31 protein-coding genes, 2 tRNA genes and 1 pseudogene are annotated in these 25,394 nt (G+C 57.7%); 21 read left to right on the forward strand and 13 right to left on the reverse strand.

Annotated elements, in window-relative coordinates; genetic code table 11:
- Positions 1-2 precede the first annotated feature (2 nt).
- From PG888_RS17675 to pncC, 8 genes are all read right to left on the reverse strand, one after another.
- A tRNA-Arg gene (locus PG888_RS17675) sits at positions 3-79 on the reverse strand.
- 3 nt (positions 80-82) lie between these two features.
- Positions 83-175, reverse strand: a tRNA-Ser gene (locus PG888_RS17680).
- Positions 176-389: 214 nt separating this feature from the next.
- Positions 390-578: a carbon storage regulator CsrA gene (gene csrA / locus PG888_RS17685; RefSeq protein WP_005336053.1), complete on the reverse strand. Its 189-nt coding sequence runs from the start codon at positions 576-578 to the stop codon at positions 390-392.
- 103 nt (positions 579-681) lie between these two features.
- Positions 682-1,920, reverse strand: coding sequence for an aspartate kinase (locus PG888_RS17690; protein ID WP_163127421.1), 1,239 nt, complete (start codon positions 1,918-1,920; stop codon positions 682-684).
- 16 nt (positions 1,921-1,936) lie between these two features.
- The gene (gene alaS / locus PG888_RS17695; protein ID WP_111809427.1) at positions 1,937-4,561 is read right to left on the reverse strand and encodes an alanine--tRNA ligase; all 2,625 of its coding nucleotides are present in this window, start codon (positions 4,559-4,561) and stop codon (positions 1,937-1,939) included.
- Positions 4,562-4,925: 364 nt separating this feature from the next.
- Positions 4,926-5,429 carry a regulatory protein RecX gene (locus PG888_RS17700; protein WP_042657692.1) on the reverse strand — a complete coding sequence of 168 codons (504 nt, stop codon included), beginning with the start codon at positions 5,427-5,429 and terminating at the stop codon, positions 4,926-4,928.
- A 38-nt stretch (positions 5,430-5,467) separates the two neighbouring features.
- A complete protein-coding gene (recA, locus tag PG888_RS17705) occupies positions 5,468-6,529 on the reverse strand; it encodes a recombinase RecA (RefSeq protein WP_042058789.1) in 1,062 nt (353 codons plus the stop codon).
- An 80-nt stretch (positions 6,530-6,609) separates the two neighbouring features.
- Complete coding sequence (gene pncC / locus PG888_RS17710; RefSeq protein WP_182938867.1) at positions 6,610-7,101, reverse strand: nicotinamide-nucleotide amidase; 492 nt, start codon at positions 7,099-7,101, stop codon at positions 6,610-6,612.
- Positions 7,102-7,702: 601 nt separating this feature from the next.
- Here pncC and PG888_RS17715 point away from each other — a divergent pair.
- From PG888_RS17715 to PG888_RS17725, 3 genes are all read left to right on the forward strand, one after another.
- Positions 7,703-8,653, forward strand: a complete 951-nt coding sequence (locus PG888_RS17715) for a DUF932 domain-containing protein (RefSeq protein ID WP_043851987.1) — start codon at positions 7,703-7,705, stop codon at positions 8,651-8,653.
- A 94-nt stretch (positions 8,654-8,747) separates the two neighbouring features.
- Positions 8,748-9,737: a YqaJ viral recombinase family nuclease gene (locus PG888_RS17720; protein ID WP_042081036.1), complete on the forward strand. Its 990-nt coding sequence runs from the start codon at positions 8,748-8,750 to the stop codon at positions 9,735-9,737.
- Entirely contained in the window at positions 9,734-10,702 is a 969-nt protein-coding gene (locus PG888_RS17725; RefSeq protein WP_058395397.1) for a recombination directionality factor, read from the forward strand. Before PG888_RS17720 ends, PG888_RS17725 begins: the two co-directional genes overlap by 4 nt.
- 23 nt (positions 10,703-10,725) lie before the next feature.
- Here PG888_RS17725 and PG888_RS17730 read toward each other — a convergent pair whose 3' ends face one another.
- A complete protein-coding gene (locus PG888_RS17730) occupies positions 10,726-11,076 on the reverse strand; it encodes a helix-turn-helix domain-containing protein (protein ID WP_043852258.1) in 351 nt (116 codons plus the stop codon).
- Positions 11,077-11,284: 208 nt separating this feature from the next.
- Between PG888_RS17730 and PG888_RS17735 the strand changes: the two genes are divergently transcribed.
- The 18 genes and pseudogenes from PG888_RS17735 to PG888_RS17820 form a co-directional block, all read left to right on the forward strand.
- Positions 11,285-11,620, forward strand: a complete 336-nt coding sequence (locus tag PG888_RS17735) for a hypothetical protein (RefSeq protein ID WP_025202118.1) — start codon at positions 11,285-11,287, stop codon at positions 11,618-11,620.
- Positions 11,621-11,668: 48 nt separating this feature from the next.
- A complete protein-coding gene (locus tag PG888_RS17740; RefSeq protein WP_043852259.1) occupies positions 11,669-12,118 on the forward strand; it encodes a hypothetical protein in 450 nt (149 codons plus the stop codon).
- A gap of 83 nt (positions 12,119-12,201) precedes the next feature.
- Positions 12,202-12,549 carry a YkvA family protein gene (locus PG888_RS17745; protein WP_043852260.1) on the forward strand — a complete coding sequence of 116 codons (348 nt, stop codon included), beginning with the start codon at positions 12,202-12,204 and terminating at the stop codon, positions 12,547-12,549.
- A gap of 19 nt (positions 12,550-12,568) precedes the next feature.
- Entirely contained in the window at positions 12,569-12,994 is a 426-nt protein-coding gene (locus PG888_RS17750) for a DUF2787 domain-containing protein (RefSeq protein ID WP_043852261.1), read from the forward strand.
- Positions 12,995-13,003: 9 nt separating this feature from the next.
- Positions 13,004-13,432 carry a hypothetical protein gene (locus tag PG888_RS17755; RefSeq protein ID WP_058395398.1) on the forward strand — a complete coding sequence of 143 codons (429 nt, stop codon included), beginning with the start codon at positions 13,004-13,006 and terminating at the stop codon, positions 13,430-13,432.
- Positions 13,407-13,682 carry a hypothetical protein gene (locus PG888_RS17760; RefSeq protein ID WP_042048606.1) on the forward strand — a complete coding sequence of 92 codons (276 nt, stop codon included), beginning with the start codon at positions 13,407-13,409 and terminating at the stop codon, positions 13,680-13,682. Before PG888_RS17755 ends, PG888_RS17760 begins: the two co-directional genes overlap by 26 nt.
- A gap of 124 nt (positions 13,683-13,806) precedes the next feature.
- The gene (gene radC, locus PG888_RS17765) at positions 13,807-14,304 is read left to right on the forward strand and encodes a RadC family protein (protein WP_024945022.1); all 498 of its coding nucleotides are present in this window, start codon (positions 13,807-13,809) and stop codon (positions 14,302-14,304) included.
- Entirely contained in the window at positions 14,301-14,492 is a 192-nt protein-coding gene (locus PG888_RS17770; protein WP_024945023.1) for a hypothetical protein, read from the forward strand. Before radC ends, PG888_RS17770 begins: the two co-directional genes overlap by 4 nt.
- Before the next feature lie 24 nt (positions 14,493-14,516).
- Positions 14,517-14,855, forward strand: a complete 339-nt coding sequence (locus tag PG888_RS17775) for a hypothetical protein (RefSeq protein WP_024945024.1) — start codon at positions 14,517-14,519, stop codon at positions 14,853-14,855.
- Positions 14,856-14,971: 116 nt separating this feature from the next.
- Positions 14,972-15,478 (forward strand): hypothetical protein, encoded by a 507-nt coding sequence (locus PG888_RS17780; RefSeq protein WP_024945025.1) that lies wholly within the window; start codon positions 14,972-14,974, stop codon positions 15,476-15,478.
- Positions 15,478-15,693, forward strand: coding sequence for a hypothetical protein (locus tag PG888_RS17785; protein WP_043851135.1), 216 nt, complete (start codon positions 15,478-15,480; stop codon positions 15,691-15,693). The genes PG888_RS17780 and PG888_RS17785 overlap by 1 nt, the downstream gene beginning before the upstream one ends.
- On the forward strand, positions 15,690-16,052 hold the full coding sequence (locus PG888_RS17790; RefSeq protein WP_024945026.1) for a hypothetical protein: 363 nt from the start codon (positions 15,690-15,692) through the stop codon (positions 16,050-16,052). Before PG888_RS17785 ends, PG888_RS17790 begins: the two co-directional genes overlap by 4 nt.
- A gap of 79 nt (positions 16,053-16,131) precedes the next feature.
- Positions 16,132-16,674: a hypothetical protein gene (locus tag PG888_RS17795; RefSeq protein WP_024945027.1), complete on the forward strand. Its 543-nt coding sequence runs from the start codon at positions 16,132-16,134 to the stop codon at positions 16,672-16,674.
- A gap of 1 nt (position 16,675) precedes the next feature.
- A complete protein-coding gene (locus PG888_RS17800; RefSeq protein WP_024945028.1) occupies positions 16,676-17,017 on the forward strand; it encodes a hypothetical protein in 342 nt (113 codons plus the stop codon).
- Positions 17,018-17,047: 30 nt separating this feature from the next.
- The gene (locus tag PG888_RS17805; protein WP_024945029.1) at positions 17,048-17,344 is read left to right on the forward strand and encodes a hypothetical protein; all 297 of its coding nucleotides are present in this window, start codon (positions 17,048-17,050) and stop codon (positions 17,342-17,344) included.
- Between the two features lie 89 nt (positions 17,345-17,433).
- Positions 17,434-17,748, forward strand: a complete 315-nt coding sequence (locus tag PG888_RS17810; RefSeq protein ID WP_021137999.1) for a hypothetical protein — start codon at positions 17,434-17,436, stop codon at positions 17,746-17,748.
- Positions 17,749-17,750: 2 nt separating this feature from the next.
- On the forward strand, positions 17,751-18,155 hold the full coding sequence (locus PG888_RS17815; RefSeq protein ID WP_024945030.1) for a type IV toxin-antitoxin system YeeU family antitoxin: 405 nt from the start codon (positions 17,751-17,753) through the stop codon (positions 18,153-18,155).
- Between the two features lie 237 nt (positions 18,156-18,392).
- Positions 18,393-19,168 (forward strand): annotated as a pseudogene (locus PG888_RS17820) (restriction endonuclease); the annotation flags it as partial.
- Between the two features lie 147 nt (positions 19,169-19,315).
- Here PG888_RS17820 and PG888_RS17825 read toward each other — a convergent pair.
- The 4 genes from PG888_RS17825 to darT all read right to left on the reverse strand — a co-directional run bounded on the left by PG888_RS17825 (position 19,316) and on the right by darT (position 24,949).
- A complete protein-coding gene (locus PG888_RS17825) occupies positions 19,316-20,029 on the reverse strand; it encodes a M48 family metallopeptidase (protein WP_005331303.1) in 714 nt (237 codons plus the stop codon).
- On the reverse strand, positions 20,029-23,160 hold the full coding sequence (locus tag PG888_RS17830; protein ID WP_259584241.1) for a type I restriction endonuclease subunit R: 3,132 nt from the start codon (positions 23,158-23,160) through the stop codon (positions 20,029-20,031). Before PG888_RS17830 ends, PG888_RS17825 begins: the two co-directional genes overlap by 1 nt.
- Before the next feature lie 74 nt (positions 23,161-23,234).
- Complete coding sequence (gene darG, locus PG888_RS17835; protein WP_259584242.1) at positions 23,235-24,299, reverse strand: type II toxin-antitoxin system antitoxin DNA ADP-ribosyl glycohydrolase DarG; 1,065 nt, start codon at positions 24,297-24,299, stop codon at positions 23,235-23,237.
- Complete coding sequence (gene darT / locus PG888_RS17840) at positions 24,296-24,949, reverse strand: type II toxin-antitoxin system toxin DNA ADP-ribosyl transferase DarT (RefSeq protein WP_058396005.1); 654 nt, start codon at positions 24,947-24,949, stop codon at positions 24,296-24,298. The genes darG and darT overlap by 4 nt, the downstream gene beginning before the upstream one ends.
- Positions 24,950-25,394: the final 445 nt, after the last annotated feature.

Below are 25,394 nucleotides of genomic sequence, written 5' to 3' on the forward strand. Positions count from 1 at the left end.
AATGGTGCGCCCGAGAGGATTCGAACCTCTGACCACCTGGTTCGTAGCCAGGTACTCTATCCAGCTGAGCTACGGGCGCAAATGGCGGAGAAGGGGGGATTCGAACCCCCGATGCGGGTATAAGCCGCATACTCCCTTAGCAGGGGAGCGCCTTCAGCCTCTCGGCCACCTCTCCGTTTGCGGGGCTGATAATACTTCACAGGGATTTTTAGTCAAACACTTTTTTGGAGAAAAAAGCGCGTTCGCTCAGCATTTGGTCAAAGCGTGGAATATTCAAACAATATCGGCACTTACCCCGCAGTTTTGCACCTTGCAGAGCGATTTTGAGGGGGCCAGAAAAACAAAAGGCGACACATAAGGTGTCGCCTTGTCACAGCCATGAACGCAGCTTAGAAGCCCGGTTGGCCCGGTACTTTCTCGGCCTGGATGCGCTGGTAGATCTCTTCGCGGTGCACGGAGACCTCTTTCGGTGCGTTCACACCGATACGGACCTGGTTGCCTTTAACGCCCAGTACGGTGACAGTCACTTCATCACCAATCATCAGGGTTTCCCCAACACGACGAGTCAAAATAAGCATTCGCTTGCTCCTGTATCCTGTTTTGTTTTTATATCGATATGCGACATTATCTTACAAAGATACCGATATGGTAAATGGTTGAAACTAAATCAATCAGAGATTGTTAGCCCAAGGGCTGCTCCTGCGGTGCCTGATCCAACCCGAAAGCCGCGTGCAGGGCGCGCACTGCCAGCTCCAGATACTTCTCGTCAATGACCACAGAGATTTTGATTTCAGAGGTCGAGATCAACTGCATGTTGATCCCCTCCTCGCCCAATACCTTGAACATGGTGCGCGCAACACCGGGATGGTTCCACATGCCGACACCGACAATGGAAACCTTGGCGATCTCGCCATTCCCCTGCACGCAGGAGGCGCCCAGCGCAGTGGCGGTCTCCTCCAGCAGTGCCCGGGCACGGCGGTAATCGTCACGATTCACCGTGAAGGTGAAGTCGGCGGTGCCATCTCCCAGGGTGTTCTGCACAATCATGTCGACATCGATGTTGGCGTCGCTGATCGGATTCAGGATCTGCGCGGCAACGGTTGGTCTGTCCGGCACGCCCAGAATGGTCAGGCTGGCCTCGTTGCGGTTAAAAGCGATCCCGGATACCAGGGGAGCTTCCATCCTATCACCTCCATATGTGATTAAGGTTCCCTCTCCATCGATAAAGCTCGACAGCACCCGCAGCGGGACGCGGTACTTGCCCGCAAATTCCACCGAGCGGATCTGCAGCACCTTGGCACCGAGACTGGCCATCTCCAGCATCTCCTCGAAGGTGATGGTGTCGAGACGACGCGCCTTGGGCTCGATGCGCGGATCCGTGGTGTATACCCCATCCACATCGGTAAAGATCTGGCACTCATCGGCCTTGATGGCCGCCGCCACGGCAACCGCCGTGGTGTCCGAGCCACCGCGGCCCAGGGTCGTGATGGCGTTATGCTCGTCACGGCCCTGGAAACCGGCGATCACCACCACCTTGCCCGCCCCCAGTTCAGCCTGAACCAGCTCGGTGTCAATGTGAGTGATGCGCGCCTTGCCATAGGCGGAATCGGTATGAATGCGCACCTGATCACCGGTCATTGAGACCGCAGGACAACCGCGTTTGTTCAACGCGATGGCCAGCAGCGCTATGGTGACCTGCTCACCGGTGGAGACCAGCACATCCATCTCGCGCCGGTTGGCATCAGGATCCAGCTGCTGGGCCATGCCCAGCAACCGGTTGGTTTCGCCCGACATGGCGGAGACAACCACCACCACGTCGTGTCCCTGGGCGCGGGTCTGCTCGACCCGCTCAGCTACCGCCTCGATCCGCTCCAGTGTGCCGACCGAGGTGCCGCCGTACTTCTGTACATAGAGTGCCACAGATCACCTCGCCCTATTACAGGCGCTCTTCCAGCCAGGAGTGAACGGATTGCAGCGCTGCCGGCACCGCCTCAGGCTGGGTACCACCCGCCTGTGCCATGTCCGCACGACCACCGCCCTTGCCACCCACCTGCTGGGCAACCAGATTGACCAGCTCACCGGCCTTGACCTTGCCGGTCAGGTCGTTGGTCACACCCGCGATCAGGTTCACCTTGCCGTCGGCACAGGTTGCCAGCAGTACGACACCGGACTTCATGCGGTTTTTCAGCTCGTCCAGCATGCCGCGCAGAGATTTCGGATCGGCCCCTTCCAGTGCTGCAACCAGCACCTTCTGACCATTGATCTCGATCACCTGACTCAGCAGATCGTTACCGGCCTGGGCAGCCAGCTTGGCCTTGAGCTGCTCCAGCTCGCGCTCCATCATCTTGGACTTGTCCAGGATCTGGCGCACTTTGCTGCCGATGGAGAACTGGTCGCCTTTCACCAGTGCGGCAGCCTCTTCAAACTGCTCGGCCAGCTGGTGCATGAAGTCGATGGCGCCCTTACCGGTCACCGCTTCGATACGACGCACACCGGCGGCGATACCGCTCTCGGCGATGATCTTGAAGAAGCCGATGTCACCGGTGCGCTTGGCGTGAGTACCGCCACACAGCTCGGTGGAGTAGTCGCCCATGCGCACCACTCGCACGTCGTCTTCATATTTCTCACCAAACAGCGCCATGGCACCGGCAGCCTTGGCGGCTTCCAGATCCATCACCTGAGTGCTGACTTCGTGGTTGGCACGGATCTGGGCGTTGACCAGCTCTTCGATGCGACGAATAGTCGCCATGGTCAACCCCTCGAAGTGGGAGAAGTCGAAACGCATGCGCTCGGCCCCCACCAGAGAACCTTTCTGGGTCACATGATCACCCAGCGACTGACGCAGGGCGGCGTGCAGCAGGTGAGTCACGGAGTGGTTCAGGGCAATGGCCTGACGGCGATCGCCATCGACCACGGCTTCCACTTCGGCGCCCTTCTCCAGGGTACCCAGCTCCATGTAACCCTTGTGGATGATCGCCTTGCCCGCTTTCTGGGTGTCGGTCACGGCAAAGATGCCGTCGTCCACTTTCAGGGTGCCGCTGTCGCCAACCTGACCACCGGACTCGGCGTAGAAGGGGGTCTGCTCCAGCACGATGACGGCTTCGTCACCGGCGATCAGGCCATTCACCTCTTCGGTGCCCTTGTAGATGCCGAGCACACGAGTGCGCTCGCTCAAGTTCTTGTAACCGGTGAACGGGGTTTCGAAGTCGAGCTTGAGCATCTCGTTGTAGTTCACGCCGAAGCTGGAGGCCTCTTTGGCGCGCGCACGCTGCTTCTCCATCTCGACGGTGAAGCCCTCTTCATCTATGCCGATGTCGCGCTCGCGCACCACGTCAGCAGTCAGGTCGGCCGGGAAGCCGTAGGTGTCATAGAGCTTGAACACCACCTCACCCGGCACGACTTTGGCGTCGCCCAGATTGGCCAGCACATCTTCCAGCAGCAGCAGACCGCGATCCAGGGTGCGGACAAACTGCTCTTCCTCGATGCGCAGTACGCGCTCGACCAGCGGCAGCTGGGCGATCAGTTCGGCGCCCACGTCCTTCATCTGCACCGCCAGTTCGGCAGCCAGTTTGTAGAAGAAGACGTCGGTAGCACCCAGCTTACGACCGTGGCGCACGGCGCGACGGATGATGCGGCGCAGCACATAGCCACGACCTTCGTTGGACGGCATCACGCCGTCAGCCACCAGGAAGGCGCAGGAGCGGATGTGATCAGCGATGACGCGCAGGGACTGGTTGCTCAGATCGGTGGTACCGACGATCTCGGCCGCTTTCTTGATCAGCGCCTGGAAGATGTCGATTTCGTAGTTGGAGTGGACACCCTGCATGATGGCGGAGATACGCTCCAGACCCATGCCGGTATCCACAGACGGACGGGGCAGCGGTTCCATGGTGCCGTCAGCCTGACGGTTGAACTGCATGAACACCACGTTCCAGATCTCGATGAAACGGTCGCCATCCTCTTCCGGCGAGCCAGGACGGCCACCCCAGATGTGATCGCCGTGGTCATAGAAGATCTCGGTGCAGGGACCGCACGGGCCGGTATCACCCATCGCCCAGAAGTTGTCGGAAGCGTAAGGGGCACCCTTGTTGTCACCGATGCGCACGATGCGATCGGCCGGTACACCGACCTCTTTCTCCCAGATATTGAACGCTTCATCGTCAGTCGCGTAGACGGTCACCAGCAGGCGATCTTTCGGCAGCTGCAGCACTTCGGTCAGGAAACCCCAGGCAAACTTGATGGCGTCATGCTTGAAGTAGTCGCCGAAGCTGAAATTGCCCAGCATTTCGAAGAAGGTGTGGTGACGGGCGGTATAGCCGACGTTTTCCAGGTCATTGTGTTTACCACCGGCACGGACACAACGCTGGGACGTAGTGGCGCGGTTGTAGGCACGCTTCTCGGCGCCAAGGAACACATCCTTGAACTGGTTCATACCCGCGTTGGTAAACAACAGGGTCGGGTCGTTATGCGGTACCAGCGAGCTGGAGGAGACAACCTGGTGTCCCTGGGAACGAAAATACTCGAGAAACGCAGCGCGTATCTCTGACGTGGACATATACATGGAAAATCCTGCTTGATTCGAATACGGACTTTTAACCGCATTAATGTAAGTTTTCTGCGGGGTAAAGTAAAACGTACAGGCCCGTCACGGGCGAAAAAGCGCGCATAAACGGATACGAAGAGAAAAGGGAGGCAAACCGAGGCTTTTTGAGCCGGGGATCAGGCAAAAAGCAGTGGAAAATAGCCATGTGGCACGGCAGAACCGGCCTTTCGCCACACCCGGCCCCCAAGCCACTGAATGGGCAAGAAAAATCCTGTAAATGCGAGATAAGGAGTATCACTGGGTGGTGCATAGAAGAGGAAAGAGTGCCGCGGGCAAGGCGTTGTCTCATGACCTTGCATCACGCAACAAGGCACCGGCCCCGTTACTCTGAGGCCGACTCCTGCAGGGTTGATATCGCATAACGCGCCTGATCCTGAGTAAAACCACGCCCCAGCAGGTATTTGAGCCACTTCATCCGCAGCTTGAAATCCGCCAGATCGGCCACCCGGGCACGCCGTTCGAGCAGGGCAAACGCCAGTTCAAACCAGTCCAGTTCCGGCTGATCGAAGGCGGCATCGATCTGCATATCATCGAGCCCCTTGCGGCGCAGATCGAAGCGGATCTTGATGGGGCCATGTCCCTTGGCTGCACCGGCCCGCACCGCCATGCCACCGTAACGTTCGTCGTTAACCCAGTTGTAACCGCGACAGTAGTCGACCACCGCCTCGATCACCTCTTCATTGAAACCTTGCTGGCGCAGCCGGTTGGCCAGCTCGGACTCGGCGCTCTCGCGACGGGCCAGACTGCGCATGGCAAAGGCGCGGGCAGCGGCAAACAGCTCTTCAAAGGAGAGTTCAACGGGTTCGGGGAGAGATTCATCGACCATAAATGACAAGGCCGGGTATCAACCCGGCCTCCTTTACCTTATTCGAACTCTTGTTCGCTTTCGTCTTCAAACTCTTCGGCGGCAGCTGCCACCGGCTTTTCTGCCGGTACGGCACCGGAGAGCAGCAGTTCGCGCAGGCGCGCTTCAATTTCACCAGCCATTACCTTGTTCTCGGCGAACAGCTTCATGACGTTGGCCTTGCCCTGACCGATCTTCTCGCCGTTGTAGCTGTACCAGGCACCGGCCTTGTCGATCAGCTTGTGCTTGACGCCCAAGTCCACCAGCTCGCCCTCTTTGGAGATACCGGCGCCGTAGAAGATCTGGAATTCGGCCTGCTTGAAGGGCGGGGCCACCTTGTTCTTGACCACTTTGACGCGGGTCTCGTTACCGACCACTTCGTCACCTTCCTTGATGGCGCCGATACGACGGATATCCAGACGCACGGAGGCGTAGAACTTGAGCGCGTTACCACCTGTGGTGGTCTCCGGGCTACCGAACATGACGCCGATCTTCATCCGGATCTGGTTGATGAAGATGCACAGGCAGTTGGCGTTCTTGATGTTGGCGGTCAGCTTGCGCAGCGCCTGGGACATCAGACGGGCTTGCAGGCCTACGTGGGAGTCACCCATTTCGCCTTCGATTTCCGCTTTCGGGGTCAGGGCCGCCACGGAGTCGACGATGATGACGTCAACGGCATTGGAGCGAACCAGCATGTCGCAGATTTCCAGCGCCTGTTCGCCGGTATCCGGCTGGGAGATCAGCAGGTCGTCGACGTTGACGCCCAGCTTGGCAGCATAGATAGGGTCGAGTGCGTGCTCCGCATCGACGAAGGCACAGGTTTTGCCTTTCTTCTGGGCTTCCGCGATCACCTGCAGGGTGAGGGTGGTTTTACCGGAAGATTCCGGGCCGTAGATCTCGACGATACGGCCACACGGCAGGCCGCCGATGCCCAGCGCCACGTCCAGCGAAAGAGAACCGGTAGAGATGGCTTCGATATCCATGGTCTTGCTGTCGCCCAGACGCATGATGGAACCTTTGCCGAACTGCTTTTCAATCTGACCCAGCGCAGCCGCCAGTGCCTTCTGTTTGTTCTGATCCATGCCAATCTCCGCTGGAAATCGTGAGTAAGAAGTGAAGTTGGGCTAAGTATACTGTCTATTCATACAGTATCAAGCCCAATTTATCTGAGCAGGGCCAACAGACCCGACAGGGCCTGTCTCACCGCCTGCTGGCGCACCTGTCGGCGATCCCCGTCGAAGCGGGCGAGCAGAGAGTGGTGACGGCCGTTGCGGTCGGCCCAGGCGAACCAGACAGTGCCGACCGGCTTGTCCTCGGTAGCGCCGCCGGGGCCGGCAATGCCGCTGATGGCCACACTGATAGCGGCCGACGAGTGCGCCAGCGCACCACGAGCCATCTCCAGCACCACGGCTTCGCTCACCGCACCGTGCAGCTCCAGGCTCTCGTCGCTCACCCCCAACATCTGCTGCTTGGCCTCGTTGGTATAGGTAACAAACCCGCGATCGAACCAGCCGGAGCTGCCCGCGATGTCGGTAATAGCCGTAGCCACCCCGCCGCCAGTACAGGATTCGGCGGTCGCCGCCAGCCAGCCCCGTTGACCGAGGGCCCGTCCTAGCTCGATGGCAAGGTGCTCTATCTCTGCATCCAGTTTCATCACGACTCCTTCTGATCCGCTCAAGAGGCACATTATGCGATCCCGATACCAACCCCCGCAACCACGGCAGACCGCCCTTGCCTGCCGCAATGTGAGGTGCCGCACCGGAGTCATGTCTTCAATAATGCAGAGCAACCGCGCCCGGAACACCCGCTCCCCCGTCGCGGCGCTTATGTGTAGAATGGCGCCATCAAGCTCAAGGCTCATCACCGCAGACACTGGCCCGCAGAGGCCCCTTCTGGAACAGAACATGACCGCACAACACCACGCTACTGGCGCTGCGCCAAGCGCCAATCTCAGCGCCCACACGCCCATGATGCAAGGGTATTTACATGTTGATTTTAATGCGTTTTTTTGAAATTTATTTACCTGCCTACGCTTTAGCCTACGCTATAAACACCCTTCATGATTGAGCCTCTTTTACCAATCCTGCACCCACATCTCCAATGAAGGGCATTGTCCAAACATAACAACCTGTATGCTGCTTAACAGCACACACAAATAAAAACACGACTACATCCTATTCAATAAACTTTCAAACCTACATCACCTCCATGAGTTAGCAGGCTGATGTCTGCATTTCACAATTCCTGGAGGAGATATGGCTCACCTGATCGACACCATGGCCTACACCGGCCAAACCCCTTGGCATGGCCTTGGCAATGTCTTGCCCCCGCAACAATCTCTCGATATCTGGCTGCAGGCAGCCGGGATGAATTGGACCATTGAGCAGAGTGACGTAATGTTTAACGTCGCCTCCGATGCACTGCATATCCGTCCCTACAGCGATAGCAAGGTGCTGTATCGCTCCGATACCCTCGCCCCCCTATCGGTGGTCTCAAGTCGCTACAACGTGGTACAGCCTCACGAGGTGCTGCACTTCTATCAAGATCTGGTAGAAGCCGGTGGCTTTGAGCTGGAAACAGCAGGCTCGCTTAAAGGCGGCCGCAAGCTGTGGGCTCTGGCTAAAACAGGTCAGGACCTAAAGCTCAAAGGCAATGACTTGGTAAAGTCCTATTTGCTGCTGGCGACCAGCTGCGACGGCACGCTCTGCACCACGGCGCAGTTCACCTCTTTGCGGGTGGTTTGCAATAACACCCTGCAGATGGCACTGCGTGGCGCTACCGGCGCCATCAAGGTGCCCCACTCCACTCAGTTCGACGCCGCTGCTGTCAAAGAGTCGCTTGGGCTGGGGCTCTCCCATTGGGATGAGTTCAAAATCCAGACCAAGGCGCTGGCACAGCGGCCCGTAGCCCCCGAAGAGGCGCTGCGCTTTTTCAGCGACTTGCTGGCGCAACCGCTCGATGAGGAGAACATCATTCTCACCAAGCCGGTACAACGGCTGCATGAGCTCTATCAGGGCGCAGGCATGGGCTCAGAACTTGCGAGCTCCCGCAATACCGCCTGGGGGCTGGTCAATGCGGTCACTGAATACGTGGATCACCACCGCCGTGCCCGCAGCCAAGATCACCGGCTCGACTCCGCCTGGTTTGGTCAGGGGGCCCAACTCAAATCCCAAGCCCTGAATCAGGCACTCACTCTGCTGCAGTAATTACGCTTCCCCATTCAAATCGCATAACGACCTCACCCGGACTGGCGCAAGCCAATCCGGGCGTAGCCATTTATGCCGTCAACAAGGAATAGTCATGAAAGCAAAAGCCAAATATGGCCAAGCCCTGCGGCTAGCCTCTACTACCCAGTTAACCCGCGAGCAGTGGCTCGCTATCCGTAAACTCGGCATTGGTTCCTCCGATGCCGCCGTCGCAGTGGGGCTCTCCCCCTACAAATGCCCGCTCAGCCTCTGGCTGGAGAAGACCGGTCGCAAGGAGCCGGAGGATATCTCACACAAGGAAGCCGTGCTGTGGGGCATTGAGCTGGAGCCTGTGTTAGCGCAGGTCTATGCCAAACGCACCGGCTTTCGTGTGCGACGGGTCAATGCTGTGCTGCAACACCCCGAGCAACCCTTCATGCTCGCCAACCTCGATCGGGAGGTAGTCGGCCATCCCGATGGGCCGGGCATTCTGGAGATCAAGACCGCCAGCTATCACAGCGCCCCCCAGTGGGAGGAAGGTGTGCCGGTGGCTTATCAGTGTCAGGTACTGCATCAATTGGCGGTTACCGGCCATGCCTGGGCTGAGGTGGCAGTGCTGATCGGCGGCCAGGATTTTCGGATTTACCGCATCGAGCGCGATGAGGAGAAGATCCAGGATCTCACCGAGCGGGAAGCGCAGTTCTGGCAGATGGTGCAACAAGACCAGCAGCCCGATCCTGACGGCTCCAGCGATGCCGCCAATGCCCTGAGCTGGCTCTTTCCCCGCGATGATGGTCAGACGCTGGATCTCTCGGATTCTCCCGAGTTTAACCAGCTGTTTGGGGAGCTACTGCGCTTACGTCAGCAAAAGGAAGCTGTCGAGCTGCAGGAGTCACAACTCAAACAGCGGCTGCAAGCGACCTTGGGTGAAGCGACAGCCGGGCTGTTTGCCGATGGCAAGATCACCTGGAAGCGCAGCAAAGACCGGCTAGCACCGGATCTCGAAAAGCTCGGTCAGGATCATCCCGACCTGCTCACCCGTTACGTCAAACCGGTGCCCGGCGTGCGCCGTTTCACCATTCAACCCTTGAGGCAAACACCATGATCAAAGGACTGGCGATCACCCCGCCCGTGATCGGGCGGATCTGCATCGGCAAGCTGGTGCAAAAACAGGATAAGTGGGTACCGGAGAAGGACGACAGCTTCACCCTCACCACCCAGATACAGCACAAGGGGGGATGGTTGCTCCATCCCCTGCATCAACACTACTCATCGCAAAAGAGTGGCCAAGGGCAGGAGCAGACCAAGATCCGCGCCATTCCAGTGAGGGTGCTGTTCAACGACAGCGACTTGAATCTGCGGGCGGAATACAGCGCCTTTGACCGGCAAACCGGCAGGCCGCTCTGTGTCGGGAATGGGGAGGTGGCGAGACGTGTGGGGGCGCAAGGCATGGAGGAAGTCAGCTGCCCTGGACCAGAGCGCTGCGCCTTTGCAGGGCAACAGGGCTGCAAGCTGTACGGACGACTGAACCTGTTTGTGGAGGGGCAAGGGGATGAGCTGGGTAGCTTTATCTTCCGCACCACCGGCTACAACTCGGTGCGCACTCTGGCGGCTCGACTGAAGTACCTGGAGGCAGTGAGCGGGGGCCATACCCGCTATCTGCCGCTCACCCTGCGGTTGCGGGCCAAGAGCACCACCCAGTCGTACCGCACACCGGTCTACTACGTGGATTTGACCTTGCGGGAAGAAACCAACCTGACTGAGGCAGTCAGGCAAGCACTGGAGGCCGCCCGGCGTGATCAAGAGGCGGGGCTCGCCATCGACCAGATGGAGCAGGCCGCTCGCGACCTGCTGCGCAATGGCCAATTTGAGGATATCGATGAAGAGGTGCCGATGCTGCTGGAGGAGTTCTATCCCGAAGCCAACAGCGACGAGACGGCGAATGGAAACGCAGGGGCAGAGGCGGCTACCTCGCGTAACGCACCGCAAAGCCAAGCAACCATAGCGTCACAGAGGCCGCAACCAAGAAGGAGCCCACTCACCAATAAATTGGGGAAAGGGAACCCATAACCTCCCCAGTGAATGGTGGATGATCAGCTGGGACGCGCCAACCGCTCCACCAACCGTTCTACCGTTTCCAGCAACAGGGTTCGGTCAGCATCATCGAGCCGAGCCAGTTGCTGGCTCAGCACAATGCCCTGCTCGGTCGGGCGGTTACTGGTCTCGCGCAGGAAATCCGCCAGCTCACAGCCAAACAGTTGAGCGAGCTCCGCCAGCCGCACCACGGTCGGCACCACAATCCCCCGCTCCATCCGGGAGACGGCTTCCATGCCGATATTGAGGTGTTCAGCCACATGCTCTTGCGTGAATCCGGCTTGAGTACGCTTGTGGCTGATCGCCTTGCCAACGCTCTTGGCTAACAGCTCAAGGTTGATATCTGTCATGGGTCCTCCAGTCAACCTCTATGGTTGACCATGGACCCATTGACGATAAGGACTCAAAAGGTAGACTAAAGACTTAATGAGTCCACCAGACAGCAATTGATGCTGATTTGACACGGATGCGAGGCCCTCAGCCAATAAACCATCGTGACTAACTCGCAACAGGTGGGCTCCATAAGACGCTCTTACTACACGACCAAGGACACAAAACATGGAAAGACTGACTTATGAAGATCTGGGTACTGACAAGCTGACCTCACTGATCCGTGCACGAAAATCTTTCGAAGTCGTGGGGCTATCGGGGCGAATGAGCGCCGCTGTGACAAAACTTGAAAACAGCATCGAACCTGCTGGGCTGAAATGCCGGGTCTATACCAAGGGTCGGATCGCCGCAGCAGGGGCCAGCGTCTTTGGCGGTATTACCGGTCTAGCCGGGATCGCATCTGCCGTCACTATCGCGGCACATAATCTCGCCACTTACAATCCAGACTATGAAATCGTTAAGCACTTGGTGGATAACTCACTCAGCGTGCTTTACAAAAAATAACCACGTTAATGGCTCATCTAAATCCTTGAGCCTTTAGGAGTCACAGGGATGAAAAAACTCTTCATTACCTCAACAGCACTGCTGCTGTGCGGCAACGCCTTTGCGTATGGCGAGGCCGGACGCTGGAGCAGTGGCTGGGGTCAGGGCACCAGCGAATACACGGCGGTGGTCAACGAGCAAAACAACCTCTATATCGCCTGTAATGACACCCGCAAGGTCAGCATGACGGCTACCGTGCAGGGCAAGGAGTACGGCTCTTATGCTGGGCAGGCTTTCACCATCATCGTCGATGGCAGCCAATACGATGCGCCCTATGAGACCGAGTCCCGTGTCGGTGAGAACAATTTCTTCGACATGTGGGGCAAGCTGCGCAAGGCCAAGTCGATCAGCATTTTAACGGCTGACGGCAAGCAACTGGCACTGCCAACCAAAGAGGTCGCATCTGTACTGCCCGCCACTAATACCCCTGAGTTTGACTGCTTGATGTGGGACCAATAGCTCACATCCATTCCCATCCAAGAGGAGGCATTTGCCTCCTCTTTTCATTTCTGCCATTCACCCACCTGTGAAGGAGACACACTATGCCCCCCTGCATTCCCCCTGAATGCGAGCCGTTCGATCACCCAGGCTTTTGGCACAAACTCTGGGCCTTTGCCAAACGTGCCGGTCGGCCCTTTATCGAGACCTGCTTGCTGCTCTACTACACCAGCCAGAAGGATGACTTACCGCTCTGGGCCAAACTGCTGATCTACAGTGCGCTGGCCTACTTTATCTCACCGATCGATGCGATCCCGGACGTGTTGCCGATGGGGCTCACCGATGACATCGCGGTGCTAAGTGCGGCACTCGCCAGTATTACCGCCTTTATTGATGAACAGATCCGTGCCCGTGTTGCCAAAAAAATGCGCGAGCTGTTCGGCCAAGATTAACCCCCACAAGGAGTACACCATGACCATTCCCTTTTTCCGGGACGGCTTTGCCATGCCCGTTGCACAAGCATTGCTGGTTCAGCTTAACCAGGAAGTCGCTAAAACCGAGCTCAATCTTGAGCGCTTAACCCAACTGACCTTCAACTTTCGCAATCCCGGCTACAGCGCCGAGCAAGGCGGCGTGCACCCGGTCGAGATCCGCCTGATCCGCGGGCTCGATGGCTGGCTGTTCGATTACGTCACCGACTTCAGCTACCAAGGGCTCGCCCAGGATGCCGAGCTCTGCAAAGAGCTCGATTTCAACTTCCTCGATGGGGAACACACCATGTTGGGCTGGGGACCACTGCGACTGGCCGAAGCGCGGGAGCTGTTCGATATCTGGCAGAGCAACTTCATTGCCTGCTGCCGGTTGGAGTGTTTCAGCGTCACGGTCGCAGGAGATTAGGAGGACACGATGAGCCAAGAATTAGCGCTCTCCCACTACTCACGTCAATGGTTGGGACAAGTTGCCGCCAACGCCAAGATAACCCCTACCCGCAGTAGTCAGCGCTGGCTGCTGCACCTGACACCGGATAGCCCACCAGCCCGCACAGTCACCTTGCAAGTGCGTTGGTCTGGCGTGCAGTGGCAACTGCTCTCCCTCACCAATGCCGAGGACTGGCACACCATGAGCCAGCCCGTGGATGAAATCTGTGTGGACCCTAAGCGTCGCTGTTTCTGGCGCAGCCAGGCAGGAGCCGTCCCACTCTCTGAGCAGCCCCGCGTGCTGGGAAGCTTTATGAGTGACCTGCAGCGTGCCTGCATCCATCACGGCTATCGTGTGGAGAGTGACCCCTTACCCCAAGAGGAGGCACAAGATGCCAAAACAACCGGTAGCCGTTGAACTTGAAGCCATCAATCGTAATGGCGAGACGCAAGTGGTTCGGGGCAGCGCCCTGCCCGTGCACGGCTACGGCGTTTACTTGCGAGCGGTAGAAGCCAGTGGATTGGCGCTGGCTACCTGGATAGCTGACTACGACACTATCGGCCAAGCCTATGAGCTGGCGGAACGGCTGAGCGTTGCGCTCGCTATGCCGCTCACCCTGCAGGTCCCCGGATTGCTGATGCCGGTGAAGCGTGCCCCTACAGCCTGAGCAGGAGCAGAAGCCGCCACCAAGACCAACTGAACTACCCTCAAAGTGAACCAACAACCGCTCTACCTTTAACCCCGACATGCTTCATGCGTGCCGGGGTTTTGTTTATTTGGAGAATTCCACTATGCGTTATCACAAGCTGAAAGCCGGGGAATGCCCCGGCACTTATGTCGTCACTGAACCCGTGACCGAACAAGACCTGCTGCGTATCGCCAACCAGATTGCCCGTAAGCGCTTGGCCAAAGGCACCGCCATTACCAGCACCACCGAGGCCGCCGAGCGGCTGCAAACCCTGCTACAGGACCGGGAGCATGAAGTGTTTGGTGCACTGTTCCTTGACTCCCAACACCGCGTACTGGCTTTTGAGGAACTGTTTCGCGGCACCTTGGACAGCGCCAGCATCTACCCACGGGAAGTAGTCAAGCGGGCCCTGATACTCAACTGCGGGGCCATCATCGCAGTGCACAATCACCCAAGCGGTGACCCTGAACCCAGCCAATCTGACCGGGTCTTTACCCAAGCCCTCAAGGAGGCCTTGGCGCTGGTCGATGTGCGATTGCTCGACCATCTGGTGGTCGGTGCCGAGGGCGTGGTCTCGCTGGCCGAAAGAGGTCAGCTATGACTCTAACCCTAGGTAAGTCACACCTCACCACCCTCGACATCCTCCTCGAGCTGCGCGGCTGGCTTGCAGACAACGTCGAGATGCAGGCCGAGCCTGCCATCGTGGCTCACCTGCCTAACGGCTATCAGCTCACCCAGAGCGATTGTGTCGAGGCCATTGATGCACTGCTCCATCAGCTACGCCCTTAACCGAGCCAAGAAGGGATAAACACCATGCGATTACCCAATCCCTATTCCCTTGAGGAAACCCTCGAGAAGCTACGCCATAGGCTAGCAGCCGCCTGCAACGAGGATGCGCTGACATTGCTGGAGAAGGCCGTCACCAAGGCACATGATGACGAGGCCTATGCCAAGCATTTTGAAGAGACCTTGCTGCAGGGATCCACCATCGAGATCCGCGAGTGTCTCAGCTGCTTTGGTGACTACTTTGAGCGATCCCGAGACACGCCGCCCTATTACCCGCATCACGATGCCGTCAACGGCATTGATGGTGCACTCTACGCCATCCTGTTCGATGCGGCTCTCCCCAGCACAGAGCAGGCGCACGAATAACGCCAGCATTCCCAAACCCGGATCATTAGGTCCAACACCAAGATCCGGATATTCCGATCCCCCCAACAAGGCCACCTCACTACAGGTGGCCTTTTGCATTTCAAGGAGTCATCCCCATGTCTGCTTTCATGATCGATCGCAAGGACTACCTTGCCTTTGCCGTTCAGTTACACCGTTTTTGCAATGCCCCCATGCCACCGCACTACACCCTTGAGCTGCTGCGCTCCCTCTGGTGGAACTCGCCAATGGATGTCACCAGTACCTGGACGTGGCGGGTAGACCGGCTGGTACGGTTGATGATGCTCGCCAACCGGCGGGCAGTCTGGCATCGCTATCAGTTAGGACGCCAGCAAGAGCAGAAGGAACCACGCCAGCACTGCTCGACCAAGCTGGGACAGATTAAACCTGCCCACAGTTACCACCAGGCACCACTCACCGATAGCGAGCTGGTTGCCCTCTACAAATTCACCTGCTGCGCCCTGTACCAATCGAGTGAATGGAGCGGGAGCCCTGAGCAGGCACCTCGGCTTGTGAAGGTACTACAGCAGTTACAGCAAGCGCTGGCGCAAGACGTGCTGACTCGACTGTCACTGTGGGAGCAAGCCACTTGGGGAGAGATGTGATGAACCTTTCCATCACTCTGACAGTGACAAGCTCACCACCGAGCTCAACGGCCCATATAGCCCAGCGTATCGCCGATGACATGGCACACCTGCATCATCGTCTGGGTGATGGGGTCAGTGATGAACTGGGAATCAGCATCAGTTACCTGGTCGAACAGTTTGCGCTGCTGGCAGCGGCCTACCGTTCACCTGCTGAAAGGGAGAATCACCCATGATTGAATTTACCGACAGCTTTAGCCAGGCCGCCGTGGCAGAGGCCATGTGTGCCCATCCAGGGCTTGCCAAGCTCATCAGTCAGCAGTTGATGCTGCCGGGCTTTGCCTATGCCCACGATGTGGAGGGGCGACGTATTGGCGGGCCACTGGTTGCGCCCAACCCGGTGCTGCACAAAACCTCGCTCTTTGTCAGTCCCCGCGATATGCGCGAGTACCTGCCGCGAGAGATTAACTTCGCCCGCTTTCGCTGCGCCTGTAATGCAGTGGGTCAGCCGGTCGGCGAGTGGCAACGGGTAATTGTCGGGGCCTACGTCAACCATGGTAGTAATGACAAGCCGGATTGGAGTAGTCACACCTGAGCCACGGCCACCAGCACACACAAGACCTCTCACAGCCCCTCACGCCGAGGGGCTGTTTGCATTTGAAGGAAACCCCACCATGCACGACCTACGTGATTACAAGACTCTGTCCGCTCGGCAGATCACCACTGCCATCGGTCAGCTCAACCACAACACCGCGCCGAAGATAATGACCCATCTGGCATTACGGGCCAGGCAGCCGCAACCGCTCGGTAATGGCCGTAGCAGAGCCAAGGCCCTCAAGCTGCTGCGCCGGGTCAAGAAGGCTCACCAAGCGGGGCGTATCCAGTTTGAGCTCACCGTGACGGGTTGCCGCATCGACCGGGGGAGCCATCAGGCTGACCGCTATTACTACGACCGCACGCTATTGGCTCAAGGTTGGCAGCAATACGACACCGAGGAAGACGCCTGGTACTTTGGCATCTGGATTAACACCGAGAAGCTGGAGACCTTTACTTACGCCGAGGGGGATACCAGTCATGTAATTGCGCCGAACGTCGAGGCGTTTCGTGCCGAACTGGCGCGGCTCTACCAATACCACCCGCAAGCCCCGGCGTTTATCAGCATCGACCCGGAAGCGGGCGTTGTGACCCACCACTTTGAACGCAAGCCGGAGGTGTGAAATGGCGAAAAACATCACCATCAAGGTGCCCGGCAAACATCCGCAAACCGGCGAGATCACCACCTTCGAGCTCAAGGGTCAGCGCATCGATATCGGCATCGGCGGACAGGCAGTGCCCTTCCTCATTCACGGGAGGGGAATAGGAACGTCCCTCACCCACATCCCGAGTGGCTACCGCATTGCGCTGCTCGGCGGTTGGCTCACTGCTCGTTACGCCATACCTGAAAATAAACCCAGCAGAACGGCCTGCGCCCAGATGGCCATAGACCGACTGGTAGCCCAGTACGGTTCGCTGCATCTGCTGGACCGTCTTAATTGCAAGCCGGTTATCAATCAGCTGTAACCCACAGCCCAGACAACAAGGAGCGATGTAATGACCAACACCATCCCTGCAACACCTGACTCACTGGCAGGCCATTCGGTAATGCAGATGCTGGATGTCGCCATGAGTTCCATCATCGGCGATTACGATGACGCTGACCTGGTACCAGAATGGCAATGGGTCAAGCGTATGGCCTCCCATGAACATGTCGGCGTGAAGGATGACTCCGCCTATGAGTTCACCCTGAACCTGGCCATGGAGCTCGATGCCATCCCGCCAGCACTGCAACCCTTGCTCACTGCTGCCCAGCAGGCCGGTGTGAACTACATCCTGTTTTACAACGGCTAGCCACCGCGACCATCTCATCGCTCATCAACAAACAACATAAAGGGCCAGCCCTCACAGGCTGGCCCTTTGCATCATTGGAGTCACCGAACATGACCCGTCTTATCACCGGGCTCGAGGTGCATCGCTATGCCCCCGAGCTCAACAAACTGCACCTGCGAAACCGTCAGACACTACCCGCTCCCGGCATCACCACCATCAAGCAAGCCAAAGCCCGCCTGTTTGCTCGTTGGCAACCTGGGCATCAGGTGACCATCACCGTGAGCCATCCCGACTACATCAATCTTTCTCGGCTCTACCGGGGGCGGCTGACAAACCTGACCGAACTCCCTGAGCACCTGACCAGACTACGCCAGCGCCACAACGTGCCCGGCACCTGCATCGACATTCAACTGAGGTATCGCTAATCATGACCACGACAACCACCCACACCAACAACCAACACCCCGTAGCGCCAGACCACCCCACTCGGATTTTTGCACAGTGGGGTTTGCCCCATACCGTGACGCCACGCTTTGGCGCTCGTCTGATACAGAGTCGCTACCGGCTCGATTTTCTATCCGATCGGGCCAGTCTGATCGGTGAATGGAGTGAGACGCAGATAGCCAAGCTCGACCTGGCTTTCCCGGAGATCATCAAGGCTCTGGAAGCCAAGCTGATAACCGGCGAGCTGGATGCTCAACGTCAGCACTGCATCACTATCCAGCACGGCGGCTTTACCTGCGAAGCCGACACCCTCGGAAGCCATGGCTATGTCTATATCTGTATTTACCCTGCGGCGAGCATGGACGCCAATCCTGACCGCAAGGCGTGACCACACATCCGCTTGTGGTAACATTTTTAAACCTACTCGTCCGTGATAAGTGGGTGGGTCTTGGGGAAGGCCAATTCATGGCCTTCCCTTTTTTTGGTGACGCTGTTTTTTTTGAGGTTGCTCCCAGTGACTTCGATACCAACTGGCCCCAAGCAGGTCGCTGTGACAAGATAAGCCCCTGTTTTATCTCGATCTGGTTGCCCGATGAAAGAAACCCTGCCCAGCTATGAAGCCATGATGCCTGCCGTGCTCAAGGTATTGGCCGATGGTGTCGCCCGCTCTCTACGTGAGGTATTCGAGCGGGTTTGCCAGCACTACGCCTTTACTCCGGAGCAGTTGGCTGACACCTTGCCCAGTGGTCGCCAAACCACGCTGCGCAGCCGGGTTGGCTGGGCCAAGACCTATCTGGTCAAGGCAGGACTCATCGAGCAACCCAAGCGGGGCATTTGCCTTATCACCGAACGGGGTAAGGCGGCGCTAGTCTCGGGACATACTATCGACAACCGCTATCTGGCCCAATTCAACGAGTTCGTGGCGTTTACCCTGGCCTCCAGTGAGAGCGCAGGCAATACGCAACAAGCCATGGCGATCCCGACAGACACGCCAACACCAGAGCAGGCCAGCACCCCTCAAGAGCAGATTGAGCAGGCACTATCTGCCATCAATCGCTCCCTTGCCGATGACCTGCTTGCCGAGATCTTGGGCCTTTCCCCTCGTTTCTTTGAACAGCTGGTGGTCGATCTGATGGTGGCCATGGGCTATGGCGGCAGCCAGCAGGATGCCGCCCGCACCACCCGTTACCAAAGCGATGGCGGCATCGATGGCATCATCAAGGAAGACCGGTTGGGCTCGACTCCATCTACCTGCAGGCAAAGCGCTACACCGACAAAACCGTGGGGCGTCCCGAGATCCAGTCCTTCGCGGGGGCGCTGGATCTGCACAAGGCCCGCAAGGGGGTCTTTATCACCACCTCCAGCTTTAGCCGTGAGGCGCAGGAGTATGTCGGACTGATTGAGAAGCGCATCGTGCTGATCGACGGTGCCCGTCTTGCCGCCCTGATGATCGAATACGGCGTCGGCGTCACTACCCGCCAGACCCTCACCATTAAAACCCTGGATTCAGATTACTTTTTGGAAGAATAAATCGTGGCTAAACCAGCCCTAATACCCCCACCGATTAAATGCCAGCGGCATCTTGTTGAGCTTCTCGCGATGCTCGCGCCAGTTGGGCAGATGGGTATCCATCAGTGTGATAAATCGCTGGTTATGTTTGCGCTCTAACAGGTGAACCAGCTCGTGCACCACAATAAATTCCAGGCATTCGGGGGGCTTCTTGACTAATTCGAGGTTGATCCAGATGCGGGATGTATCTGTTTTGCAGCTCCCCCACATGGTCTTCATCCGTTTGATACCGACAAACGAAGGGGTGACGTTGAGCAAGGCCTGCCACTTGGCCATCAATATCGGCAGCCGCTGGCGTAGCAATTGGCGATACCAGCCCAGTAGCAAGGCTTCTCGCTTCGCGGCGTCATAATGAGCGGGAACCCGCATCCGGATCCACCCCCCTTGTAGCTTGACGCTGTGCGCTCCCTCAACCGGGATCACCTCCAATCGATAGCCCCGTCCCCAAAGGTAGTGCGTCTCGCCGCTGCACATCTGGCGCTCGCTCTGACGTGGCTGCGCCTGAAAGTGGGCCTGTTGCTGCCGGATCCACGGCAAGCGTCTGACCACGGCCATTCTGATGGCCGTCTGTGACAGCGACGCCGGGGCCGAGACGCGCACGCGACCATCAGGGGGCAGCACATTGATGTGCAGGTTCTTGATCCCCTTATGCTGCAACTCCAGCGTGAGCTCACCAATGGTGATCAGGGGCATCAGTGGTACTCCTGCTGCGCTTTCACCAGCTCCATCACCTCGGCAACGGTCACATCGTATCCCTTGGTTTCTTCGGCAATGGCAAACGCGATCTCCCGCTCCTTGAAGCGATCGCCATACCAATCGGCCTTCTTGGTATAACGCACAGCGGTATCAATCCTGGCCACCAGCAGCTCATCCTTGCCCAGATTGTCATAGAGTGCCCGTTTGGCTGCCGTGTCTATGCTCTCTGGGTAGGCGCTCTGGCTATGGCTCTGTGGATATTTCACCTGCTTGGCCAGCTCGCGGACCTTTTCCAGATACTCCTGATAGGAGATGGCCTGCTGGCGGCGCAGATCGATCAGCTCATCGAGCAGCACCGACATCCTCTCGTAGTATTTGGGGTTGACCGGGTTCTCATCGACGATGGTCCGGCGCACGTTGTTTTCAATCGCCTCGGCCATCGACTCCTGATTGTCGCGCATCTCCTTGGGCAACCCATCCAGCGCCTCGGGGCCGCGCTGGATAATGAGCTCCAGCAGCCCCAGCTCCTCAAAGTCCATCAGCGTCTCGCTGGGGTCGGCATCCACCCACAGATCCAGCATCTGGCGCATGCCCGGCTCGAACTGCTTCATATCCACCAGATCACCACTGGCCAGCTTGATCTCATCCCGGACCTTGGCGAAGTGTTCGACCTCCTGCTTGATCGAGGCGGCCTGCGAGGCGCTGTAACCCGCCTCCTCCAGCTCACCCGCCAGATTGGTAAAGGCGCGGATCAACTTGGCCACCAACTGATAGAGGGTCAGCCGCAATGCCTCTTTCTCGCTCAACGTCTCTTCATCGGCTCCCGGCTCACAACAGAAATAATGCTGATAATCGAGTTGCGACTTGGGCGCCTTCACCGGCTCACACAATGCACGGACGGCTTCCAGAGCGTTATCCAGATCCTCTTTGGCCTGCGCCAGTCGATCCTTGAGCAGCCCGGCCACATCCTCCTTGTCATAACCCGCGAAGGCCTCGGCCGTATAGTCGTTGACCGTCTTCTCCAGCGACTTGAACAGGTCTTTGTAATCGATGATGTAGCCGTACTCCTTGTCGTCACCATCCAGCCGATTCACCCGACAGATGGCTTGGAACAGGTTGTGATCAGCCATCTTCTTGTCGATATAGAGGTAGGTGGCAGAGGGGGCATCAAAACCGGTCAGCAGCTTATCCACGACAATGAGCAGCCGCATCTGGCCCGGCTCTTTGATAAAACGCTGCTTGACCAGTTTTTCAAACTCTTCAACCCGCTTAGCCGCCTCATCCTCCGGCTGCTCGAAATAGTCGGCCAGCATCTTGCGATAGATGTTGTACTTGGCCAGCTTCTCCGTCAGCCCCTCGCCCGTCTCCTCGCCCTTGATCTCGCTGGCATTGGGTTGGTAACTGGTGACGATGGCGCACTTGCCAGCAAAACCGGCCTGGCTGAACATCTCGTAACTTTTGCAGGCTTGATAGACGCTGGCGCAGACCAGCATGGCATTGCCACGACCATCGGCCAGCCGGGGCTTGCGCTCGAAGTCGAGCAGAATATCGGCCACTATCTGCTCCAGCCGCGAACGACTGGAGAGCAGCTTCTGCATTGAGGCCCACTTCTGTTTAAGCTGCTGCTTGCCCAGCCGCGAGAGATCCTTGGTCTTGGTATCGAACCACTCATCCACTTTTTTCTGGGATTTGACCCGCTGATCGATATCCCGCGCCTCGTAGCGCAGATCCAGCACCACGCCATCACTCACCGCCTCGTTGAACTTGTAGGTGTGAATGTAGGGGCCAAAGACCTCGATGGACTTTTTTTTGTCCTGCTTCATCAGCGGTGTGCCGGTAAAACCGATAAACAGCGCCTCTGGCAACAGGCTCTTCATAGCCCCATGCAGCTTGCCGGACTGAGTGCGGTGGCACTCATCGACAAACACAAACAGCTGCCCCTTGGGGCTGAAGTCCGAGGGCAAACTGCGGCGCATATCAGCAATAAAATCATCCGAGCTGCCATCATCTTCGTCATCCGACTCGCCTTCTGGCGTGCGACCGAACTTATGCACTAGCGAGCAGATAAGCCAAGGGTTATGGGCATGCAGACGGGTCACCAGATCGGCACCGCTTTTGGTGCGCAGGATCTCCTCCTCCACCCCACTGAATACCTTCTCGATCTGCTCATCGAGTTCGGTACGGTCGGTGATGATAAGCACCCGACTGTCGGTCACATTTTCGCGGATCCACTTGGCCAACCAGACCATGGTCAGGCTCTTGCCGCTGCCTTGGGTGTGCCAGATGATGCCGCCATCCCGGCGGCGGATATAGGCCTTGGCGGCACGGATGCCGAAATACTGGTTATGGCGGCAGGTCTTCTTGGTGCCCGCATCAAACACGATAAAGTCGTGGATCAGCTCCAGAAAGCGCGCCTTACTGCACAACTGTGCCAGATGCTGGTCCAGCAGATTGGCACTCGGCTGCTCGACATGGTCGGAATGGATTGGATCGGCTGGCTCTTTCCACTCCAGATAGTATTTCTCGTGAGTTTCAATGGTGCCGTAGCGCACCCCTTGGGTGTCGTTGCCCGCCATCACCAACTGCATGGTGGTGAAGAAGTTACGGATAAAATCCTTCTTCTGGTTATCCAGGTTCTGGTGGATACCTTCAGAGACAGAGACGGTAGAGCGCTTGAGCTCAATGACGCCAAGGGCAATGCCGTTGACATAGAGCACCAGATCCGGCCGTTTCTTATTCTCGCCTTTGACCGTCACCTCTTCGGCTATGGCAAAGTCGTTGGCCTGCGGATTGGCCCAGTCGATCAGCCAGACGGTTTGGTTCTGCTCGCCTGCCCCTACTTTTTCCTTCACGCCATAACGCAGCAGGCGATAGACCTCCTTGTTGGCATCATAGAGGAGGCGCCCTTCGCCCAGGCTCGCTGCCCGATCCAGTTGCCTGAGTACCTTGGGGATCAGCGCCGCGTCCACGCCCCGCCCCACCAGCCAAGCGGTCAGCAGCTCCGGCTCGACATTACGGTTGTTCTCCCGTGTATGCCAATCCCCCAGATAGCGATAGCCCAGCTCCGCTTGAAATAACTTGATGACGCGGTTCTGGGTTGCCCGCTCCCGTTGGCCGACTGAAATCATGCTCTCTATCCCTGTTATTCTCTCAAGCCGATGCGACAACCGCGCAGCCGCTCTTATTCGTTACACAAACGTCGTTACACCAATCCCTGCTGCAAACGGGTCAAGGCGATCTGCAGACTGCGATCATCAAACAGCCGCGCCTTGCGCTCACCCCACGGGGTTCCCGCTGGCCAGCGGTGCAACCCCTCGCGCAGCACGCTCAGCGTCGGCGCACAGCCCTCTTCGGCGATCAACCAATCCACCGTGGCCAATAACTCCATGCCATAGGGCGACTCAAAACCATCGATTAACGCGGTCGTCTGCTCCAGTATCGGTAAAAATGCTTTGGCCTCGGTCTGGAGATAAACTGCAAGCTCTTGTTTTTTAGCCTCATTAAACCAGATGACATCAAACGGCTTGCTATCCGGGATGCGCTTGTCGGACTGCAGATAACTGCCGTCCATCGCATTGAGCAGATGGGTCAGATTGTTGGCATAAGGGCCATAACGATGGGCCTTAAACTGCAACTGCAGCGGATCCCCCAGCGGGTTGCGGCCAATGACCCGAGCCAGAAACCAGGCCAGCTTCTGGATTTCCAGCAAGCTGCACTCCATCCCTAAAAACCAGTAGCGACGTACCAGTTCAGCAATCAAGGCCCGAGCCGGAGTCAGCTCCGCCACCCCGCCGCGCTTGGCCACATTTTGGTATTGGCTACTGGGCTCATAGAGCAGGATATCGATATCCAGATCGCCCAGTGCCGTTTCAATCGCCTGTTTGACCTCTGGCCAAGGCAGACCACCGTTGCCAGCCCCCAGCGGCGGAATGGCAATCGAAGAGACCTGCTGCGCCTGTAACCAGGCCCGCAGATCCTGCAAACCATCCTGGATCCACGCCATCTGTGCCGGATTGCGCCAGTGCTGTTTGGTCGGAAAATTCACGATCCAGCGCGGCCCCAGCAGCTCACCCGTCTGGGTAATAAACATCTTGCCGGTGACGACATCACCCTGTTTGCACGCCTCGGCATAGGCGCGCATATTGGCCGGGAACCGCTCCTTGAACATCAAGGCGATCCCCTTGCCCATGACACCGACGGTGTTGACGGTATTCACCAGCGCTTCCACCGGAGCATCCAGCAGATTGCCTGTTGTATATCGAATCATCTGAAATACCACCCATCACGGACATAGACGGGGCGCGCGACCCCGACCCGATTCATGCATTGTTCCACGCGGTTCTTTATCTCTTCGTTGTAACACACCACGCCCAGCAACGCCTCGATGGGGCAATGTTGATGGATCAAGGCCTCGGCCTGATAGCGTTCCAGCTTGCTCAAATCGTCCGCATCACGCTTGAAGTCACGGCGCTGCAACAGTGGCCAGTCAATCCGCCCCAGATCACCAAGGTCGACATAGAAATTGGCCCACTGGTAATAAGCATGGCTATCGGTAAACACAAACGGCAGCCCCAGTTCAGCCATGCGATGCAGGCTGGAAACCAGGATCAGGATTTCATCATTGTCACGCTGGGGAACACCGCGCCCTGAGTGAATATTGCTGAGCATGGGAGAAAACGGCGTGAAGTAGAAGGGCACATAGTCATTCAACACGCCGTAAGGCACCAGCGGCACCGGATGGCGCGCACGCTTGGCAATCAGCTCCGGCAACCCGATATGCACCCAGTGCGGGTTTTGCTGCTGACCATTCCCCGCCCACAGACCATGGGTCAGGATCCATTCCAGGTTATCCCGATGCACGATCCGGAATATCAGCGCCTTCTGCGGATTCAGGCTCTGGCTATAGTCATAGGCCATGGGTGGCTAGCTCCTGCGATACCCAGCGCTTGATAAACACGCCAACGATGACCCCACCCGCTTTTCGTATGCGGGTGGCCGCTGTGCACGCCATCAAACAACTCACAATAAAAGTATCTCTTTCTTTTCAGATAGATAAACATCTATCGCGCCAATTAACAACGCCCCAGTCACGCAACAGTCAAGCAACGGTCAAGCAAATCCGCTGCCGGGTGGCTCGGTGGCCAGGCTCGCGGCAGAGGCGGTCATCCGGTTGGGCTGTACTCATGCCTCTGCCGCCAGCGGCAGGCGAATTTTGCCGGTCAGCAGTTGCTGCATCATGCCTTGCTTGAGTGCGCGGGCCTTCTCCAGCTTCTGGGTCAACGCCTCAGGGCGAGAGCGTGAACATATTGTTAAATTGACTTCAATTCAGCCAGCCCTGAATCCAATACCTTTTCCAGATATG

This window comes from Aeromonas sp. QDB23, assembly GCF_027707745.1.
GTDB classification, from domain to species: Bacteria; Pseudomonadota; Gammaproteobacteria; order Enterobacterales; family Aeromonadaceae; genus Aeromonas; species Aeromonas allosaccharophila.